This window comes from Pseudoroseicyclus sp. H15, from assembly GCF_054353345.1.
Window position 1 is genome coordinate 537,112 of the sequence record NZ_JBTHJE010000001.1, and the last position, 14,464, is coordinate 551,575.

The 14,464-nt window shown below is 65.6% G+C and carries 12 protein-coding genes; 4 read left to right on the plus strand and 8 right to left on the minus strand.

The annotated features are described in order from the left end of the window. Positions 1-5: 5 nt before the first annotated feature. From ACXN5S_RS02500 to ACXN5S_RS02515, 4 genes are read right to left on the minus strand one after another with little or no spacing between them, the layout of a single operon-like run. A complete protein-coding gene (locus tag ACXN5S_RS02500) occupies positions 6-1,061 on the minus strand; it encodes a maleylacetate reductase (RefSeq protein WP_458603802.1) in 1,056 nt (351 codons plus the stop codon). Further along, on the minus strand, positions 1,058-1,702 hold the full coding sequence (locus ACXN5S_RS02505) for an alpha/beta hydrolase (RefSeq protein ID WP_458603803.1): 645 nt from the start codon (positions 1,700-1,702) through the stop codon (positions 1,058-1,060). Before ACXN5S_RS02505 ends, ACXN5S_RS02500 begins: the two co-directional genes overlap by 4 nt. An 8-nt stretch (positions 1,703-1,710) precedes the next feature. Continuing rightward, positions 1,711-2,673 (minus strand): VOC family protein, encoded by a 963-nt coding sequence (locus tag ACXN5S_RS02510; protein WP_458603804.1) that lies wholly within the window; start codon positions 2,671-2,673, stop codon positions 1,711-1,713. Next, the gene (locus ACXN5S_RS02515; protein WP_458603805.1) at positions 2,673-3,557 is read right to left on the minus strand and encodes a dioxygenase family protein; all 885 of its coding nucleotides are present in this window, start codon (positions 3,555-3,557) and stop codon (positions 2,673-2,675) included. The genes ACXN5S_RS02510 and ACXN5S_RS02515 overlap by 1 nt, the downstream gene beginning before the upstream one ends. 225 nt (positions 3,558-3,782) lie before the next feature. Between ACXN5S_RS02515 and ACXN5S_RS02520 the strand changes: the two genes are divergently transcribed. Beyond that, complete coding sequence (locus ACXN5S_RS02520; RefSeq protein WP_458603806.1) at positions 3,783-4,730, plus strand: LysR family transcriptional regulator; 948 nt, start codon at positions 3,783-3,785, stop codon at positions 4,728-4,730. A gap of 210 nt (positions 4,731-4,940) precedes the next feature. Here ACXN5S_RS02520 and ACXN5S_RS02525 read toward each other — a convergent pair whose 3' ends face one another. The 4 genes from ACXN5S_RS02525 to ACXN5S_RS02540 all read right to left on the minus strand — a co-directional run bounded on the left by ACXN5S_RS02525 (position 4,941) and on the right by ACXN5S_RS02540 (position 10,395). Further along, a complete protein-coding gene (locus ACXN5S_RS02525) occupies positions 4,941-5,987 on the minus strand; it encodes an alpha/beta fold hydrolase (RefSeq protein ID WP_458603807.1) in 1,047 nt (348 codons plus the stop codon). Between the two features lie 60 nt (positions 5,988-6,047). Continuing rightward, positions 6,048-7,403 carry a hypothetical protein gene (locus ACXN5S_RS02530; protein ID WP_458603808.1) on the minus strand — a complete coding sequence of 452 codons (1,356 nt, stop codon included), beginning with the start codon at positions 7,401-7,403 and terminating at the stop codon, positions 6,048-6,050. A 59-nt stretch (positions 7,404-7,462) separates the two neighbouring features. After that, entirely contained in the window at positions 7,463-8,761 is a 1,299-nt protein-coding gene (locus ACXN5S_RS02535) for a hypothetical protein (protein WP_458603809.1), read from the minus strand. 230 nt (positions 8,762-8,991) lie between these two features. Further along, on the minus strand, positions 8,992-10,395 hold the full coding sequence (locus ACXN5S_RS02540) for a hypothetical protein (RefSeq protein ID WP_458603810.1): 1,404 nt from the start codon (positions 10,393-10,395) through the stop codon (positions 8,992-8,994). A 403-nt stretch (positions 10,396-10,798) separates the two neighbouring features. On the opposite strand from ACXN5S_RS02540, the gene ACXN5S_RS02545 reads away from it, so the two are divergent. From ACXN5S_RS02545 to ACXN5S_RS02555, 3 genes are all read left to right on the plus strand, one after another. Further along, complete coding sequence (locus tag ACXN5S_RS02545) at positions 10,799-11,782, plus strand: DNA topoisomerase IB (protein ID WP_458603811.1); 984 nt, start codon at positions 10,799-10,801, stop codon at positions 11,780-11,782. A 123-nt stretch (positions 11,783-11,905) separates the two neighbouring features. Beyond that, complete coding sequence (locus ACXN5S_RS02550) at positions 11,906-12,265, plus strand: hypothetical protein (RefSeq protein ID WP_458603812.1); 360 nt, start codon at positions 11,906-11,908, stop codon at positions 12,263-12,265. Next, positions 12,262-14,178 carry a pyrroloquinoline quinone-dependent dehydrogenase gene (locus ACXN5S_RS02555; RefSeq protein WP_458603813.1) on the plus strand — a complete coding sequence of 639 codons (1,917 nt, stop codon included), beginning with the start codon at positions 12,262-12,264 and terminating at the stop codon, positions 14,176-14,178. Before ACXN5S_RS02550 ends, ACXN5S_RS02555 begins: the two co-directional genes overlap by 4 nt. Positions 14,179-14,464 lie beyond the last annotated feature (286 nt).

Consider the following 14,464-nt stretch of genomic DNA (forward strand, 5'->3'; position numbering starts at 1 on the left):
GGCGGCTACTCGGGCCGCCGCCCCTCCCACGCCGCCTGAAGCAGTGTGCGGATGTCGCCCTCGTCGAAGGGGCGGGGGTTGTAATAGGCGTTCTGCACCGCGATGCCGGCCGCCTTGTCGAGATCTGCCTCGCTCATGCCAAGATCGGCCAGCTTGAGCGGGGCGCCAGTTTCCTTGGCGAAATCCCAAAGTCCGCCGCCGGCTCTGCCGCCGAAGATCTCGGCCACGCCGTCGAGCTTGTCGGTGCCCTTCGCGTTGAAGGCAGCGGTGTGCGGGATGAGGATGGCATGCGTCTCGGCATGCGGCGTGCCGAACGAGCCGCCCAGCACATGCGCCAGCTTATGGTGCAGCGCCATGGTGATGTAGCCGAGCGCGGTGGAGCAATACCAAGCGCCTTCCAGCACCTTGGCCCGCGCATCGAGGTTTTCGGGGTCGCGCGTCACCACCGGCAGGCCGGCCTTGAAGCGGCGCATTGCCTCCAGCGACATCATCGACAGCACCGGGTTGGCGTCGGGCGCATAGAGCGCCTCTACCCCATGCGCGATGGCGTTGAAGGCCGAGGTGACCGTCAGCTCGGGCGGCAGCGTCACCGTGAGATCGACATCGTAGATCACCACCTCGGGCCTGATGGAGGCGTCGCGCCGCGTGGTCTTCGCGCCGTCCTTCGTCTCGCCGAGGATGTCGGTCATCTCCGAGCCGGCATAGGTGGTGGGCACGGCGATATGGTCGGCCCCCGTGCGGGTGGCGATGGCCTTGCCGAGCCCGATGGTCGAGCCGCCGCCGATAGAGACGACGCAATCGGCCCCCGCATCGGCATAGGCGGCGAGGGCGCGCTCCGTCACATCGGTTGGCGTGTGCATCGCCGCCTCGGTGTAGGCGCCGGCGGCCTTGTCGCCCAGCTGGGCGGCCAGCTCGCCGGCCTGATCGGCCTGGTTGGGGGTGGAAAGAACGAGGGCCCGGGCGTGCCCGAGCGTCTCGATCTCTTCCCCGACCTTGGCGAGGGTGCCGCTGCCGAACACCACGCGGCTGCGGATGCCGGGGAAGATGAACCCCCCGGTCACGCCGTGCCTCCGAACGGCTCTTTGCCCGCCATCACGTCGCGCAGCATCTTCGACATCTCCGCGATCTCGCAATCGGCAACGCCGTGTTCGCGCCCGGGCACAAGATCCATGCGAATACGCGCGCCGGCTTTCGAGAAATCGTGCACCGATTTCTGGAAAGCCCAAAGCGGAATCCAGGGGTCGTTGTCGCTGTCGGTGGCGTAGATCGGCAGGCCGGAAAGATCGGCCTGGGGCAGATCGTCCTGCACCGCGCCCACGCGGCAACCCGTCAGCGCAATGGCCGCATCCGCCTTGCCGCCGCGAAGCAGGTATTCCGTCGTCATGCAGGCGCCCTGGCTGAAACCGCCGATCAGCACCGGGCGGCCCGCGGCCATCTCCTTGGCCTCGGCCATGAGCTTGCGCACGAGCTCCAGCCCCTCTTCGAGCTGCGCCTTCGTTTGCTCTTCGAGCGGGTCGACGGCCTTGGCATCGTACCAGGCCGGGCGCGGGCTCTTGGGCAGAATGAAGTGCACGCCCGGCGCATCGAGCCGGCCGCACACCATGTCGACCATTGCGGCCGGGTCTTGGCCCCGTCCGTGGAGGAAGACGCAGATGATCTGCGCCTCCCCCACCGGGGTGCCGTAGGTTTGAACGTCTGGCACCGTCAGCCTCAGGCGTTCTGGAACGCGGCGGGCTCGAGCCCTTCCATCAGCTCCTCGCGGCGGTCTTCGAACCACGGCGGGAACACGAGCGTCTGGCCGATGGCATCGGCCGGCTCGTCCTTGGCCCAGCCTTCCGGCGTCGTCCAAGCCAGCTCGAACAGGGCACCGCCCGGGGAGCGCACGTAGCAGGACTTGAAGTAGTTCCGGTCTTTCTGCTCGGAGATATCGGTGAAGCCGAGGCCCTCGATATGCGCGCGCAGTTTCAGCTGGCTGTCTTCGTCGCCGGTGTTGAGCGCGAAGTGGTGGATGGTGCCGCCCGACAGCGTCCAGGTGCCCTGCGGCTGGTCCTTGATCTCGGTGATCTCGACGACCGAGGACATGCCGTTGTTGGTCGGCACCTTGTAGGCCATGCCGTTTTCGTCATCGGCCATCTTGGTGAGCGGCAGAGCGACGGTCATGAAATCGTCCATCGCGTTGCGGTCGGTCACGGCGACGACGCCGCCGTAGATGCCCTTGATGGCATGCTCTTTGCCGAGGCCCATCTCTTCGTTAACGATGGGGTCACGCGGGTCTTCGGGGTTCTCGACCAGCTGCATGTTGATCCCGGAGGGATGATCGAACTCGACGCGGTCGATACCGAAGCGGTTGGTCTTCACCGCCTTGTGGCCGCGCTCGTTGAGGCGGTTCACCCAGAAATCGGCGGCGCCGACGGGGATGGCCTGCTGAACGACCTTGGACTGGTTGGTGCCGCGGCGGCCGTAGACACCCGGCTTGCGGAACGGGAAGGTGGTGATGATCGTCGATTCATCGCCGTTCTTCGAGCCGTAGTAGAGGTGGTAGACGGGCAGAACGCCGTCGAACAGCACCGTGCGCTTCACCGAGTAGAGGCCGAGATCCTTCGTGAAGAAATCGTAGTCCTCCTGGGCACCGTCGGTGCTCATCGTCAGGTGATGGTAGCCAGAAACTTTCATTATTTATCTCCTCCTTGGGGTTGGTCCTGCCCTGCAGCCGGCGCTTGCCGGTTGAGGACGAAACGGAACGAGGCAGCAAAGCCGCCCTCCGAATGCGGGGTCAGTTCGGCCATCAGCGCCGGATGCACGGCGAAGAGCGGGTCGGCATCGATGGCCGGGTCGCTCGGGTCGAACAGATGTGTCGTCAGCGTCTCGTAGCCCTTGGCCGAGATGCGAAAATGCAGATGTGCCGGGCGGTCGGGGCTCATCCCCAGACGGCCGAGCAGCCAGCCGACAGGGCCATCGTCGGGGATGGCGTAGCCGCCGGGGCGAACGGTGTGAATGCGCACGCGTCCCTCCGGCCCGGTGCGGTAGGAGCCGCGCAGATTGTGCTCTGGCTGCAGATCCGGCGACTGATTCTCGTAAAGACCATCGCCATTCGCATGCCAGATCTCAACCAGCGCACCCGGCACCGGCTCTCCCCTCAGCCCCACCACCTCGGCCTCGAAGCGCAGCGGCTCGCCGGCGCCGTCGATCGAGATGCTCTCGCCATCTTGGCGCAGGGGCGCGCCCTTGCGGTAGAAGGGGCCGATCAGCGTGTTGGGCGTGGCGCCATCGGGGCGCGGCGTGGCCAGCCGCTCGACGGTGCTCGTCAGCCCCAGCGCATCGGCCAGCAGCACCCATTCCTGCCGCTGGTCGGAGCAGGCATCGCCCACCTCCGACAGAAAGCCGATGATGCGGCGCATCTCGTCGCGGCTGATTTGGTGCTCTTCGGCCAGGCGCGACAGCTCGCCGACCAGCGCGGCGACCAGGCGGGCGAGCCGCTGGTCTGGCGCGGATGCCGCGCGCGCCGCGAAGGCGGCGGCTGGCATCATGTCTGATATGTCGACCTGGCGTTGGTCCATGACTCTCCCCCCGACGCCTGACACAGCATATCGTTCTCAGCCCGCTACGACATGATTTCGTGCGCTCTCAACATATCATTTCCGTATGAAACAACGGGCATCCCGTTGACGAAACGTCACTTTCGGCGGTGCGCAGCCGGTGCGACCATCGCGCGCGGGCCAGAGGATGGACCGCCTTTACATAGTGCAATAAAAAGAAGGCGGAGGCTTTCATAGACATACGATATGAAGTTCGACGAACGTCAACTGGTGCAGATCGCGGCCATCGTGAAGCATGGCTCGGCGACGGAAGCGGCGAAGGCGCTGGGCGTTTCGCAGCCCTCGATCTCGCGCACTGTGGCGCAGCTCGAACAGCGCCTCGGTGAGCCGCTTTTCGTCAAGGGCCGCCGCCCGCTGACGCCCACCCCGCTGGGCGAGATCGTGGCGCAGCACGGGCTGTCGATTCTCACCGCCAGCCGCAAGGTTTCTGACGCGGTGACGAGCTACCGCCAGGGCAATGCCGGCGTCGTGCGGATGGGCGGGGTGCCCTTCTTCCTCGACGCGATCATCTCGCGCACCATTGCCACCTACAACACCCGCCACCCCGACGTGCGGGTCGATCAGAGCTACGGCAATCTCGGCGAGCTGACCGGCCAGCTCGAGGCCGATTTCCTCGACCTCGCCATCACACCGCTCGGCCAGTCGACACCGCCCGAGGGCTTCGAATTCATCCCGCTGCTGCGGGCCCGCAATGTCATCGCCGCCCGCAAGCATCACCCGCTGGTGCAGAGAAGCGTGCTCTCGGCCAGCGATGTGACGCGCTACCCCTGGGTGGCGCCGCTGCCCGGCTCGCCGCTGCTGCTGGACCTGCACTGGATTTTGCTGACGCTCGGCTCGAACGAGCTGGCGATCCGCTATTCCGGCGGCTCGCTGATGAGCGTGGTCAATTACCTCTCCGAGACGGATGCGCTGGCGATCCTGCCGCACAGCGTGGTCTTCGCCATGCGGCAAGAGAACAAGGTGGCCGTCGTGCCGCTCGACGTGCCGCAGCCGAAGCGCGTGATCGGCATCCTCACCGCGGCTGGCGCCCCGATGGCGCCGGCGGTGAAGCGGATGGCCGATCACATCCAGGACGAATTCGCCTCGCTGGCCGAAGCGGTGGAGCGCCACGAACGCACCATCGTCTGGGGGTAGCGCCACCGCCACTCCGCAGCCCGCCCGGAATCAAGCCGCAGGCGCCGGGCGAGCGCCTGCCCGGCGTGCAGGCGTGGTGAGGGGATGAGATCGGGCGGGGGTGCCGCCGACGGGCCAAGGGCCACATCACGTCTCGAATGTAGGGGAAGGGCGCCCATGCCCGGGCGCGGGGGAGTGGGCCGGCCCCCGGAAGGGCCGGCCCGAGTACTTTTACTGGTTGGCGAAGTCCGCCGCGGCGTCGATCAGCACCTGAACGGTCTCGCCGTTGTTGGTTTCGGCGGTGAAGAAGTGGCCCACGCCGGGGAAGTCATCCGCCAGCAGGATCTTGTCCACCGACACACCGGCCTGCTCCCAGACGCTCGCGAAGCAGTCGAGCTGCGCGGAGGTGTGGAAGATGCCCGACGCGATCATGGTGATCGGGATGTCGGTCAGACCCGGCAGGGTGCTGGCTTCGCCTTCGGCCTGCATCGGGCAATCGCCCTCGGGCACGGTCACGTCTTCGGCCAGCGCAGGCTCCCAGGTGAGGTTGGTGCGCATCACTTCGTCGGCGAACGGGTTCGAGCCCGCCGCCTCGATCGCGACGATGCCCACGACGTTCTCGGGGTTCATCTGCGCGGCGAGGAAGGCGGAGCGGCCGCCGGCCGAGTGCGGCATCAGGATCGCCGGGCCGATCTCGTCGAGCAGCTCGGAGATCTTCTCGGCAGACAGAACGTCGCCGCCGTAGGGCGTGGTGGCCGAGAGCTTCAGCCAGTTGATGACGTTCTCGTTGTCCGGCGTCGGCTCACCGCCCGGCCAGTTCTCCGAGGTGGCGAGCCACGAGATGATCCCCGAGTTGGCCTGGCCGAGCTGGCCATTGCCGTAGTTCGGGCTGGCCGGCGAGCGGCCGTGGCCGGGGCGGTCGACGGCGTAGACGTCGAAGCCCGCAGCGATCAGGTAGTCGCGCACACCGTCGCGCCCGTCGGGCGTGCCGTACCAGTCAGACGACTGGCCGCCGCCGCCGTGCACGAGCACGATCGGCACATCGTATTGCGGATCTTCGTTGAGGTAGAATTCAACGAACATCTGGTTCTCGACGGTCACGGCGCCGTTCTCGTCGGGCTCCGACGTGTCGCCGCCCATGACCATGAAGCCGATGTCGCGCAGGTGCATCGGGCCGGCTTCGCCGCCGGGGCCGTCTTGCATATCGTCCTGAGCAAAAGCCGGCAGCGCAATCAGCGCGGCGCCAGCCATCAGCGATGTGAGTAGTTTGGTTTTCATGGATTTTTCTCCTCCCATGGATTTTCAAATTCAGGCCGGTGCGGGCTGCGCACCGGGGCCTCAGTCGAACCCGAAGAGCGCCTCAGCCTCTGGCTGAGTCATGCCCTCTTCGTGGTATTCCTCCCAAACCTGCGCCCAGGGCCGGCCAAAGGCGTCGGGCACCTGGTACTCGAACGTCGTTCCCGGCTGCACGTTCTGCTGGTAGCCGTCGACCGGGAAGATCGTGGGAATGCACTCGATATAGACGTAGGGCTCCACCTCGTTGAGCGGGGCCTGCCAGTCGAGCTCGCGCACCATGCGCACCGGCTCTACCAGCGCCTCGGGATCGTAGAAGATCGCCTCGTGCACCAGGCCGTTGAACTCGCCGGCCTCGTCCGTGCGCGGCGTGAAGATCTCCACCGTCTGCAGCTCGTTCGAGAACTCGTAGGCCGAGTGCACGGTGTAGCCCTGGATGTTCGACGTCCAGCTGATCAGCGCGTCACCGTCCCAGAAGGCGACGCTCTCGCCGTACCAACGCGGCACCGGGGCGCCGAGGCGCGGCACGCTGCCCTCCTCGACGATCATCTCGGCGCCGATCTGGAACTGGCGCAGGAAGTTGTCCGCCGTGCCGCCGAGGATCTGCACCTGCGTCGGCGTCATCATCACGTCGACGGTGAACATCGCCGGCCAGTGGAAGAAGCGCATGAAGCCTTCGGGGTAGCAGTAGCTCGCCGGCCATTGATGCGCGTTGGTGACGCCCGTGTGGTAGGCCTGCTGGACGAAGCGGGTCTGGTACTCCTCCGTCAGAAGCGACAGGATCGTCGGCACCTGGTTCATGTGCATGTAGTACCACTGGCCGCGCCCGCCGATGGACTGACCGTTCTGGAACAGGTTTTCGCCTGTGATGCCGTAGCGCCCGTCCCAGTAGGGCAGGGACATGCGGTCATGCTGCGTCGGGCCGCCGGCCTCTTCCGTCTCCGCCAGCAGGGCCTCGTAATGCTCCTGCGCGGTGGCGAAGGGATAGGGGGAGACGATGGCCTCGCGCGGGTAATCCACGTCGCAGCGGCCCCACGGGGCCTCGGCCGGGTCTTCGTTGTTCTTGGGAGAGGAGCCGGGGTAGGCGCCCCAGTGATCCTCGATGGCGACCGAGGAATTGCAGCGCCAGTAGAGCGGGTCGCTCCACAGCTCGCGGTCGGCGTAGAAATCATCGGTGGTGAAGAGATCCACTTCGAGCGGCTCCACCCCCTCGGGCGTCTCGCCCGCCGGTGCGCCGGCAACTTCGGCGCCGCCGTAGATCGAATAGGCGCCCACCACCTCGCCGGCCATCGGCTCGACGGGCCAGCCGCGGCCAACGCTTTCGTGCTCCTGCGCCAGGGCGGGCAGAGCGCCGGCTGCAATGAGGGCCGCGAGGGCGAGGGTGGGGCGAAGTGTGATCAAGGTCGTCTCTTTCTTTCCGGGTTGCCGGGCCCCGCTCACAGGGCCCGGCGTATCTTGGGTCAGTCGAAGCCGAAGAGGCCTTCAGCCTCTGGCGGCTCCATGCCTTCTTCGTTGTATTTCTCCCAGTAATAGGCCCAGGGGCGCCCGAAGATGTCCGGCACGTCGTATTCGAAGCTCGTGCCGGGCTGGACGTTCTGCTGGTAGCCATCGACCGGGAAGATCGTCGCCACGCATTCGATGAAGACGTAGGGATCGACCTCGTTGAGCTCGCCCATCTTCTTGATCGCGCGGACGAGGCGCACCGGCTCGACGAAGGCTTCCTCGTCGTAGAGGATCGTCTCCTGCATCAGGCCCATGAACTCGCCGTCTTCCTCCCAAGGGGAGTAGATGTTGATGATCTGCAGGCTGTTGGAATATTCCGGCGCGCTGTGCACCGAATAGCCCTGGATGTTGGACGTCCACGAGATGAGCGCGTCGTCATCCCAGAAGCCGATCGTCTCGCCATACCAGCGCGGCACGTTGGCGCCGAGCCGCGGCGGGCCCTGATCGTCGATGGTGAACTCGCGGTCCATCTGCACCTGGAACAGGAAGTTGTCGGCCACGCCGCCCAGCACCGTCACTTGCTCGGGCGAGACCATGAAGTCATGCGCGGTCATTGCCGGCCAGTGCCACATCCGCATGAGGCCCTCGGGCCAGCAATAGGCGGCCGGCCACTGATGCGCGTTGCTGACACCGATGTGGTAGAGCTGCTGGACGTAGCGGGTCTGATACTCTTCGGTCAGGAGCGACAGGATCGTCGGCACCTGATTGACGTGCATATTGTACCACAGCACCCGCTCGTCATAGCCCTCGCCGGTCTGGAAGAGCGTACCGTAATCGTTGAGCGAATAGCGCCCGTTCCAGTCAGGCGGCAGGTTCTCGCGGCTGTATTCGGTCGGGCCGCCATGCGCCTCGGCCTCGGCCATCAGCGCCTCGTAATGGGCCTGGGCCGTGTCAAAGCCGTAGGGGCTGACGATTTCCTCGCGCGGATAATCCGCCTCGCAATCGCCCCAGGGCGTGTCGGGCGGGTTCTGATTGTTGACGGGCGAGGTGTTGGGATAGGCGCCCCAAAGGTTCTCGATGACCAGCGGCGGGTTGCAGCGCCAGTAGCGCGGGTCGCTCCAGCTGTCGCGGTCCTGGTAGAAGTCTTCCGTTGTGAAGAGATCAACCTCCAGCGGCTCCACCCCTTCGGGTGTCTCGCCGGGTGAGCCCGGTTCCTGGTGGCCGAGCCGGTTGCCGGCGCCGAATGCCGGGCTCGACTTCTGCACCGGCCAGCCGCGAGCTTGGCTCTCGGGTTCGTCCTGAGCGAACGAAGGCATTGCGGCGCAGGCAAGCGCGGTGGCTGCCACGGTTAGTGCAATCTGTCTTCTGAACGTCATTTGGGTTTCCTCCTCCCAGGTATGTGACGGACGACCCGGTGGCCCCTTGTGAGGTGCCACCGCCTCCTCGGTCGTCCGTCTCAGCCCCTGCGTCGGGCGTGATTGCCCCCCGCCGGGGCGACACGCCACGGGGCGGATGACTCCGCCCCGTGGAAGCTCATGACCTGCGATCAATCGAAGCCGAACAGCCCTTCCTGAGCCGGGGGCTCGATGCCCATGCTGCGCTCGACGTCATCCCAGGTTTGCGCCCAGGGCCGGCCGTACATGTCCGGCACGGTGTACTCGATCGTGGTGCCCGGCGAGACGGGCGACGCGGCGCCGCGCTCATCGGGGAAGAGCGTCTGGATGCATTCGACGAAGATGTAGGGGTCGATCTCGGGGCCCACTTCGCTGAACTCGCCGATCTTCTCGAGATTGCGGACGATGCGCACCGGCTCCAGCAGGGCATCTTCGTCGTAGAAGATCGCCTCGTGGTCGATGCCTTCGAAATTGCCCTCGTCATCGTAGCGCGACGAGTAGATCTCGATGGTCTGCATCTTGTTCGAGAATTCGAAGGCGTTGTGCACCTTCCAGCCCTGGATGTTCGACGTCCAGGTGATGAGCGTGTCGCCATCCCAGAAGCCGACCGTCTCACCGTACCAGCGCGGCACGTCTTGCCCAAGGCGCGGCACCACGCCTTCCATCTTGAACTCGGCGCCGACGTTCACCTGCGTCAGGAAGTTGTCGGCCACACCGGTGAGCACCTGCATCACGTCGGGCGCGACGATGACCTGATGGCCGCGCACCGAATACTGGTGGAAGCGGCGCATAAAGCCTTCCGGCCAGCAGAACTGCGACTGCCACTGGGGCACGTTCGTGTTCGCCTGGTGGAATTGCTCGCGGACCATGCGGGTTTTGTACTCGTCGGTCAGCAGCGACAGGATCGTCGGGATCTGGTTGACGCGCATCCAGAACCAGCTGTCGGTGTTTTCCTGGCCGAGGGGCGACTGGTAGTAGCCCGTCCACTCGCCGGGGACCGTCTCGTAGGTCTGCTCGGTCGGGCCGCCACGCTCCTGCGTTTCGGCCATGAGGGCTTCGTAATGCTCCTGAGCGGTCGTGAACTCGTAGGGGCTCACGATGCCTTCACGCGGGAAGTCACGGTCGCAATAGCCCCAGGCGGCGGTCGACGGATCGTCGTCGATCATCATCGGGTTGCCGTAAGCACCGCGCGAGGCTTCCAGCATCAGGGCGGCGTTGCAGCGATAGTAGCGCGGATCGTCCCAGAGCTCTTCGTCGTCGTAGAAGTTGTCGGTGGTGAAGACATCCGTCTCCAGCGGCTCGACACCTTCGGGCGCGCCTTCACCGGGGGCAGAGGCCATGATCTCGAGCGTTTCGCCTTCGACATTGCGGCGGGTCACCCCACCGGCGCCCGGGCCGATGATCTGGTAGTCGCGAATGTCGACGGTCACCGGGGCACCGCGCCCGACGCTTTCGAAGTCGATCTGCGGACTGTCCTGGGCCTGAGCCTGGCTCAGCGTCAGCGCGCTGGCCACGGCCAGAACGGATGACGCAATCCGGGTTTTGAAATGTCGCATGTTTCCTCCCTCACAATGCAACGGCCGCCCGACCTTCGGCGCGGCGCAGACAAAGTTCGGCAGCACCCGCGCTCTTCATCGCGAGACCCCCTCCCAAGGGTCTCTCAGCGCCGCGAATCCGCCCGCCGGACGAAGAACACCAGGTGCTGCTCCTCCCATCCGAAAGGATGCATGGCGGAGATAGGGGGGAGTATAATCATCGGCTCACTCATTATAACGAATGTTGATGCAGAACCCCGCGCTGCCCGCATTTAATTCCTTAACACACTGAAATAATGCCAAATTTTCGCGCTGCGAAATTTAGCGGGCGGTTGAGTCGGGCGCAGCTCTCCGCGATCGGGGCTGACAAATGAGAGGGTCGGCCTCCGGAACCGCGCGCACCGCCCCGCCGTTAGTGGGCACCATGACACCGCAAGACCTGCCCCCGGATCTCGTCTATTACCCTGACCACCAGCCGGGCATCCGGCGGCAGCGCCGGGGCAAGGGCTTTTCCTATATCGCCGCCGACGGCACCCGGATCGACCGGGGCGAAGAGCGGCGCCGCCTGCAGGCTCTCGCCGTGCCGCCGGCCTATGAGAACGTCTGGATCAGCCCGCTCCATAACGGTCACCTTCAGGCCACCGGCTACGACACCCGCGAGCGCAAGCAGTATCGCTACTATCCCGACTGGTCCGCTGCCCGGTCCGAAACCAAATTCGCCGGCCTTGCCGAGTTCGGCCGGGCGCTGCCCGCAATCCGCCGCCGCATCACCCGCGACCTCGGCGCCGAGGCGGGCGACAAGGCCTTCGCCCTCGCCGCCGCTGCGCTGCTGATCGACAGGCTGGCGCTGCGCGTCGGCAACGACGCCTATCTCAAGGCCAATGGCTCGCGCGGGGCGCTCACGCTGACCCGTCGGCATGTGCGGCTGGATGGCGACACGCTGCACCTGTCGTTCACCGCGAAGGGCGGCAAGAAGGTGAAGCGCAAGATCAACGACAAGAAGCTGCAGAAAGTGCTGCACCGAGCGCGCGACCTGCCGGGCGCAGAGCTGCTGCTGTGGGTGGATGAGCAAGGCGAGCGGCATCGCGTCGGCTCGTCCGATCTCAATCACTACCTCGCGGATGCCTCGGGCGGCCTTGAGGGCGCCACGGCCAAGACCTTCCGCACCTGGGCTGGCACCCGCGCCGCCTATGAGGTCGCCGAGCACGCCGAGCGGCTGAGCATCAAGGCCATGGCGGAGGCCGCGGCGGAAGAGCTGGGCAACACCCCGACCATCGCGCGCAACAGCTATATCCACCCGCTCGTTCTGTCGCTGGCTGACGAGCCAGTGGAGCTGCCGCCCCCGGTAGAGCTGAGCGGCCTGCATGCGGCAGAGCGGCGTCTGCTGGCCCTGCTCGAACGGGAATGAGCCGCACGCGCCCCACGGACATGTCCTGGATTAAACCCGGCTCACGAATTTCGTGAAAATTCTGCGCGGAACTCCGCCGGTTCCCTGCCCGTTGCGGTTTTACAGCCCAAAGCAGGAGATTCCTTGGACATGTCACGAAGCATAGCGATTGTGCTCATGGCCGGGGGTGCGCTCGTCGCCCTAGGCATCTGCATCTACGTTTATTTTACCCCACTGACCGGCTCGACGGGCACGATTGCGCCTATCATCACCGGCTTCGGCGCCCTCTGCATCCTCATCGGCACTGCCCTGATCGCCCCGCTTCATCGCGGAGCCTGGCGTGTCGTACTGATCATTTTGATCGCGCTCGCCATGATTGGAACCGCCGTTGCGGGCGTGTTCATTCTGCATCCCGAAATTGCCGTCGCCATAGCGGTCTCTGCCGCCGGTTTCATCTGGCTGATGGCCGATCAGCAAATGCATCGCCAGGAGGCCCGCGCATGAGCAGCCCAATCTCGCATCTCACGCTCTCGCTGGCGCTGGTCGCCGGCACCATGGCCGCCCCGGCCTTCGCCCAGGACACTGACTGGGACACCTTCAACGGCGACCTCGCCGCGCGGCATTTCTCGCCCGCCACGCAGATCACACCCGAGAACGTTGGCGATCTCGAGCTGGCCTGGGATTACAACACCGGCGACGTCTCTGACGGCTCGGGCGATCTGCCGGCTTCTGTCTGGTCGGCCACGCCGATCTTCGCCAATGACACGCTCTATATCGGCACGCCCTTCTACCGCATCATCGCGCTCGACCCCGGCACGGGCGAGGAGCGCTGGTCCTACGACACAGGCTCGACGCTTGAAGCGCTGACCCAACCGGCGCTGAAGAGCCGCGGCGTGACCTATTGGGAGGCCGAGAACCCCGTCGAGGGCGAGCCCTGCCAGAAGCGCGTCTACATGGGCACGATGGATGCCAAGCTGCATGCCGTCGATGCCGATACCGGCGAGCTCTGCCAGGATTTCGGCGATGGCGGCATCGTCACGGTCAACCAGTGGAACGACGTGAACGAGGAATGGCCGCTGTCTGTGCTGCAGCCGCCGACAGCCTTCGACGGCCAGCTCTTCGTCGGTTGGGCCGGCAAGGATTGGGAATATTCCGTCGCCTCCCCCGGCACCGTCTTCTCGCTCGATGCCGTCACCGGCGAGCTGAACTGGGAGGTGGATTTCATCCCCCGCGAGATCCGCGACACCACGGGCACGGCGAACGTCTGGGCCTCGATGAGTGTCGATGAAGAGCGGCGCATCCTGTACCTGCCCGTCTCCTCCCCCAGCCCGAACTATTACGGCGGCGCTAGGACAGAGCCGATCGAGCTGGCCACCTCTGTGACCGCCGTCGATATCGACACGGGCGAGATCATCTGGTCGCGCCAGCTCGTCCATCACGACATCTGGGACTACGACACCAACGCCGCGCCGACCCTCGTCGATCTTGAGATCGACGGTGAAACGGTGCCCGCCCTGGTGCAATCAACCAAGCAGTCCATGCTTTACGTCCTCAACCGCGAGACGGGCGAGCCGATCTTCGATTACGAAGAGCGCCCCGTTCCCGCCAGCGATGTCGAGGGCGAAGAGGCTTCGCCGACGCAGCCCTTCTTCCTGACGCCGCCGCCCAGCCATGACTTCGAGAGCTATCCCGAGATGTCGACGCTGGCGAACCTCGTCTCGTTCGGCCAGTGCGCCGACATGATCGAGGGGATGCGGTACGATGGCCTGTTCACCCCGCCCTCCGAGGAAGGCACCATCGTCTACCCCGGCACTGCCGGCGGCATGCAATGGGGTGGCGGCGCGCTCGATCCCACGACGAACCGCTATTACATCAACGTCTCGAAGGTCGTCCAAACGCTCAAACTCATCCCGCGGGAAGAGTACAACAATATGGAAGGCGGCTCGGGCAACGAGCAGGGGCTCTATCCCCAGATCGGCTCGCCCTACGGCTTTCAGCTGGTGAACTGGGTTACGGACAGCGGCCTGCCGTGCTGGGTGCCGCCCTATGGCACCATGCTGGCCTATGACCTCGATACCGGCGAGCTGCTCTGGCAGGTGCCGTTCGGCCGCTCCAAGAAATGGGGCTTCTTCGGCCCGGAAAGCTGGGGTTCGCCCAACATCGGCGCCCCGGTCGTCACCGCAGGCGGTGTGATCTTCATCGGCGCCTCGATGGATGCGCAGGTGCGCGCCATCGACCCGGCGGATGGCTCGGTCCTCTGGTCCGATGTCGTGGATGCGCCGGCGGTGTCGAACCCGGCCGTCTATGTCTACCAGGGCCGCGAATATGTGGCCTTCACGGCCGGCGGTAACTCGATCCTCTCGCCGGAGGTGGGCGACCAGCTCGCCGTCTACGCGCTGCCCGAAGACGACGACTAAGCGCCTAAGTCGCCTGCATTTTCTGGCCCCCGGCGGCACGTCCGCCGGGGGCCATGTGCGACTTCCTGCCGCACCAGCTTTCCCAACGTTCGTTATTGTGTTTCTATTAACGTCTCAGAGCGGACAGACAGCCCGCCCTGCATTGCCAATGGGAGGATTGGCCATGCACCACCCCAGGTTGCAACGGATCGGCGTTGCGGCGGATGCCGCGACTGATCGCTCTTTGGCCAGAAAGGCCGCTTCAGCTCTGCGCCATGCTGCGCACCGCTGACACCAGACATTCGAC

Bases quoted from the DNA above. Each gene is read 5' to 3' on its own strand.
- ACXN5S_RS02510 (WP_458603804.1), bottom strand. From the start codon at position 2,673: ATGAAAGTTTCTGGCTACCATCACCTGACGATGAGCACCGACGGTGCC.
- ACXN5S_RS02515 (WP_458603805.1), bottom strand. From the start codon at position 3,557: ATGGACCAACGCCAGGTCGACATATCAGACATGATGCCAGCCGCCGCC.
- ACXN5S_RS02520 (WP_458603806.1), top strand. From the start codon at position 3,783: ATGAAGTTCGACGAACGTCAACTGGTGCAGATCGCGGCCATCGTGAAG.
- ACXN5S_RS02525 (WP_458603807.1), bottom strand. From the start codon at position 5,987: ATGAAAACCAAACTACTCACATCGCTGATGGCTGGCGCCGCGCTGATT.
- ACXN5S_RS02535 (WP_458603809.1), bottom strand. From the start codon at position 8,761: ATGCCTTCGTTCGCTCAGGACGAACCCGAGAGCCAAGCTCGCGGCTGG.
- ACXN5S_RS02540 (WP_458603810.1), bottom strand. From the start codon at position 10,395: ATGCGACATTTCAAAACCCGGATTGCGTCATCCGTTCTGGCCGTGGCC.
- ACXN5S_RS02545 (WP_458603811.1), top strand. From the start codon at position 10,799: ATGACACCGCAAGACCTGCCCCCGGATCTCGTCTATTACCCTGACCAC.
- ACXN5S_RS02555 (WP_458603813.1), top strand. From the start codon at position 12,262: ATGAGCAGCCCAATCTCGCATCTCACGCTCTCGCTGGCGCTGGTCGCC.